Annotated in this window: 4 protein-coding genes; 1 reads left to right on the top strand and 3 read right to left on the bottom strand. The window is 70.7% G+C overall.

Features of this window, described 5'->3' with window-relative positions; all coding sequences use genetic code 11:
- On the top strand, positions 1-1,236 hold a 1,236-nt coding region (locus tag AC1D15_RS25355), incomplete at its 5' end, for a citrate synthase family protein (protein WP_477828161.1).
- 16 nt (positions 1,237-1,252) lie between these two features.
- Here AC1D15_RS25355 and AC1D15_RS25350 read toward each other — a convergent pair.
- Genes AC1D15_RS25350 through AC1D15_RS25340 form a run of 3 tightly spaced genes read right to left on the bottom strand, consistent with a single transcriptional unit; the run spans position 1,253 to position 2,742 of the window.
- Complete coding sequence (locus AC1D15_RS25350; RefSeq protein WP_477828160.1) at positions 1,253-1,624, bottom strand: VOC family protein; 372 nt, start codon at positions 1,622-1,624, stop codon at positions 1,253-1,255.
- 13 nt (positions 1,625-1,637) lie between these two features.
- On the bottom strand, positions 1,638-2,081 hold the full coding sequence (locus tag AC1D15_RS25345; protein ID WP_477828159.1) for an SRPBCC family protein: 444 nt from the start codon (positions 2,079-2,081) through the stop codon (positions 1,638-1,640).
- A 55-nt stretch (positions 2,082-2,136) separates the two neighbouring features.
- Complete coding sequence (locus tag AC1D15_RS25340; RefSeq protein WP_477828158.1) at positions 2,137-2,742, bottom strand: GNAT family N-acetyltransferase; 606 nt, start codon at positions 2,740-2,742, stop codon at positions 2,137-2,139.
- Positions 2,743-2,837 lie beyond the last annotated feature (95 nt).

Below are 2,837 nucleotides of genomic sequence, written 5' to 3'. Positions count from 1 at the left end.
GGCCAGCAGGGCGCGCGCGAGGCGGCCCGGCTGCTGATCGACCGCTTCGCCGCGGCCGGGCTGAAGGACGCGCTGGACGAGCGGTTCGACCTCGGCAAGGTCGACATCCTCGGCTGTGAAGGGCTGGTCAGCGGCACGCCGGATGCGCGCGCGCAGGCGCTGCTGGCCGCGCTCGATGCGCGCGGCGCAAAGTCCGCGCTGCTGCGCTGGCTGCGTGCGCTGCCGGGCCATCCGACGGCCGATGCCGTGCTCGCCGCCATCACGACCACGCTCGCCTGGACGCCGCTGATGGCCAAGCGCGTGTCGCGCCTCACGGCCGAGAGCCTGCCGTGGTGGATGGCCTTGTTCGGCACGCTGATCGGTGCTTCGGCACCGGACACGCGCCACCAGGCCGGGCAGTTCTGCAGCTTCGACGACGCGCAGTTGCTGGGCCGCTGTTCGCTGACCGAGATCGCGTTCGCCGCGTTGATCGGGCTGCCGCCGGTCGATGAAGACCTGTTCGTCTGCCAGACGCTGTTCGGCTTGCTGCTGACGAACGGTCCGGGGGCGATCTCGGCGCAGGGCGCGAAGGGCGCAGTGTCGGCCGATGGCCCCGAGGCCGCTCAGCGCGTGCAGCTGAACAAGGYGCTGATGGGCTTCCTGACGCACACCGGCTACACGCATGGCGGCAACGGCTACGAGGGCATCGCGTTCCTGAACGAGCAGTTCCGCGACACCCGGCTGGCCGACCCGGCCGATCCGGAGCACGGCATCGACCTGGCGGCGCTCGCGTGGCGCACCGCGCAGCGCTATGCGAGCTACAAGGCCGAGCGCCGCAGCATCGGCAGCACCGACATCGCGAAACTGCCGGGCGTGAACCACCCGGTCTTCAAGGACAAGCCGGTCAACCACGACCCGCGCGAGGTCTTCATCGCGCAGCTGCTCGAGCAGCGCGGCGAGCACAACGTGTTCCACGCCTACTACCGCGCACTGGTGCAGGCGCTGCTCGACGCCGGCGTGTCGCGCAACGTCTACTGCGTCAACATCGATGCGGTGATCGCATCGTTGCTGCTGAAGATGCTGTGGAAGCGGCTGCGGCGCGGCGAACTGGCCGAGCGCGACCTGGAGACGGCGGCGTTCACGATCTTCCTGATCCCGCGCATGCTGGGCTGTGCCGCCGAGATCGACGACCACCTGAACCGCGGCCGCAACATGGACACGCGCACGCCGGCGTCGAGCTGCCGGTTCGTGGCCTGAGCTGGCAGTGTCGCGGCTACGCCTGCGGGCTGTGGCAGACAGCCTCGAAGTTGTGCCCGTCCGGGCCGATCACGTACGCGCCGTAGTAGTTCGGGTGGTAGTGCGGCCGCAGGCCGGGGGCGCCGTTGTCCTTCGCGCCCGCGGCCAGCGCGGCGGCGTGGAAGCGGCGCACCTGCTCGCGGTCTTGCGCCGCGAAGGCGATGTGGATCGGCCCCGGTGCGTTGCCGAACGAGCCGAACCAGAACTGGCCTTGGCCCTCGCGGCCGATCATGGCCCAGCCCTCGGCCTCCTTCGTGATGCCGATGCCCAGCGGCTCCAGCGCAGTGACGAGGAAGCTGCGCATCGCGGTGAAGTTGCTGACGTTGAAGCCGATGTGGTCGAAGGTCATCGAGGTCTTCCTTTCAGGCGGGCGGTTCGTGCAGGGGCGCATTGTGGCCCGGGGCCGCGGCGGATTCCAGCGCCTTCTTCATCGCCTGCAGGCCCTGCCCGATCATCGCGGCGATCGCCGGGGCCATCGTGTCGGGCAGCAGGTCGGCGATCCACACGAGGCGGCAGCGCTCGGCGCCGTCCTCGAACACCTGGGCCGAGGCATTGTGGTGCATCAGCCGGCCTCCGGCCGCGCTCCACACCAGCCGGCGCGCGCCGTCGTCGAGGGTGACGATCAACTCGCGGGCCACCACGCCGTTGGCGAAGGTCACGACGCGGGCGCTGCCCCCGTCCTCCAGCCGGCAGTCGGTGACGAAGCCGGGCACCAGCCGGGTGTGCAGCGCGCCGATGTCGCGCACTGCATCCCACAGCTCGCGGGCCGGGACGTTGATCGAGATGTGCTGGTGGATCGAGGCCATCGTGTGCTCCGGTGTGCCGTGCGGCGAATGGCTGCAGCGTAGGTGCGGCGGCGCGTCAGCGGTCGCCGCTTCCGGACATCTTCATCGCTTCCCACTCGCGCCGCAGCAACCCGTAGAGCCAGCTGTCCGACACCTCGTCGCCGACGATCCAGCGCTCGCGCAGGTAGCCTTCGCGGGTGAAGCCGAGCCGCTCGAGGCTGGCCGCCGAGCCGCGGTTGCGCGGGTCGATGTCGGCCTCGACGCGGTTCAGGTTCATCGCGGTGAAGCCGTGGTGCAGCAGCGCTCGCAAGGCCTCGTTCATGTGGCCGCGGCCCCAGGCCGGGCGGGCGAGCACGTAGCCGACCTCGGCGCGGCGGCAGGCGGCATTCAGGTGGAACAGCGTGCACAGGCCGATCAGCGCGCCATCGTCGCGCCGTTCGATGGCGAGGCGCAGGTGCTCGCCGGCGGCCATCGCGGAGCGGTCGCGCTCGATCATCGCGTGCGCCTGGTCGATCGAGGTCCACGGCGGCGCGCTCCAGTAGCGCATCGTCTCGGGGTCGCTGAAGATCGCCAGAAGCGCGGGCGCGTCGCCGTCATGCACAGGGCGCAGTCGCAGCCGCTCGGTGTGCAACTCGACCGCGGCGTTCAAAGGGGGCGTCTGGGAGGGGATCGGGGCGGACATCGTCAATACAAGGTCGTGCGCTGCCGCTCGGGCAGGTCGCGGTCGTAGGCCTCGCCGTCGATCGCCGCATCGGTGAGCGCGGCCAGCATCGCGCC

Source organism: Rhizobacter sp. P2_H2 (genome assembly GCF_056403375.1).
Note: the sequence above shows the minus strand (reverse complement) of the source record. Positions and strands in the feature narration are given on the sequence as shown.

Bases quoted from the DNA above. Each gene is read 5' to 3' on its own strand.
- AC1D15_RS25350 (WP_477828160.1), bottom strand. From the start codon at position 1,624: ATGACCTTCGACCACATCGGCTTCAACGTCAGCAACTTCACCGCGATG.
- AC1D15_RS25345 (WP_477828159.1), bottom strand. From the start codon at position 2,081: ATGGCCTCGATCCACCAGCACATCTCGATCAACGTCCCGGCCCGCGAG.
- AC1D15_RS25340 (WP_477828158.1), bottom strand. From the start codon at position 2,742: ATGTCCGCCCCGATCCCCTCCCAGACGCCCCCTTTGAACGCCGCGGTC.